Genomic DNA, 1,377 nt, shown 5'->3' on the forward strand with positions numbered 1-1,377 from the left:
CCTCGTCGTAGTGGGTCCCGGTTTTGAGGCAGCCGTGCAGGATGCCCACGAGTCTGTTGGCGAGTTGGCGCAGGGCGGCGTTGTGGCCGATGCCGCGGGCTTTTTGCCGGTCGTAGTAGGCGCGGGCGCCGGGGGATCTCAGTATCGCGCTTTGTGCTTGTGCGGTGAGGGCGTCGATGAGGCGGTCGTTGTGCACGAACCGGGCCAAGACGACTTTCTTCTTGCCCGACGCGCGGGTGATCGGGGAAGTACCCGCGTAGTTCTTGCGGGCTTTGGCGTGGGCGTAACGGTGGGGGTCGTCACCGAATTCTGCGAGCACCCGGGCGCCGAGAACCGGTCCCAGACCGGGCTGGGACACGATGATCTCAGCGGCCGGGTGCCGCCCAAAATGGGCACCGACCTGCCCTTCCAACACCTTGATCTGGGTGTTGAGAACACCCAGAACCGCCAGCAGTGCCTGCACCGACGCGGCGTAGGCGGCGGTCACGACCTCGGGCCGGCCGAGTTGCTCGCTGCGCAACGCGGCCTGGATCACCGCGGCTTTGTCGCCGATGTCGCGGCGGCGTGCACGCTTCAACACGGCACTGATCTGGGCGATCGTCAGCCGGGCGGCCTTCTGCGGAGACGGCGCCTTGGCCAGAAGTTCCAGGGTGTCGGCGGCACCGAGGTCGTCGAACGCGGCCAGCGCGGCGGGGAAGTAGTCACGCAGCGCGTGACGCAGCCGCTGGGTGTGGCGGGTGCGTTCCCAGATCATCGTCTTGTGGGTGCGGGCCACGACCTTGATCGCCTCGGCGCGTGCGGAGTCCCCGGCGACCGGCCGCAGTTCATGGGCGTGGGTGCGGGCCATATCCGCCAGCACGTGCGCGTCCCCGGCGTCGCTCTTGGCTCCCGAAACCCCCAGCCGGTCACGAAACCTCGAGGCCTGCAACGGGTTCACCGCCAGCACCGTGTATCCGGCGGCGACCAGCGCCGCGACCCACGGGCCGCGGTCGGTTTCGATCCCGACCAACACCTCGACCTCGCCAGGGTCGTCGCCGACCAATTCCCCGACGAGCGCGTGCAACCTCGCCATCCCGGCTACCCCCTCGGGCACCCGCGCCTTGGCCAACCGGCGACCGGAACCGTCCATCACCTCCACATCGTGGTGATCCTCAGCCCAGTCATCTCCCACGAACAGTCGCAACGATCCTCCGATCCTCGATGCCGATCACCGTCGAGCAGCCGGCAGGAGAACCATCAGCGACCTAATCAAGCAGTGCTCACGCCCCGTTCCGGGCGGGCACGACATCCCAGCAGCGATCAACTCTCCCGGCCCACCGGCGGGGGCACGGTCTTTGTGCAGGACTCGAGATCCTGGGTCGAGAAGTGCTCACCCAC

General features: G+C 68.0%; 1 protein-coding gene. It reads right to left on the reverse strand.

What is annotated here, in order from left to right; translation table 11 throughout:
* Positions 1-1,129, reverse strand: a 1,129-nt coding sequence (locus IEY68_RS35825) for an IS110 family RNA-guided transposase (protein ID WP_229719241.1), incomplete at its 3' end; no start/stop codon positions are given.
* Between the last annotated feature and the right edge of the window lie 248 nt (positions 1,130-1,377).

Origin of the sequence: Nocardia jinanensis (assembly GCF_014645735.1) — a bacterium.
Classification (GTDB): domain Bacteria; phylum Actinomycetota; class Actinomycetes; order Mycobacteriales; family Mycobacteriaceae; genus Nocardia; species Nocardia jinanensis.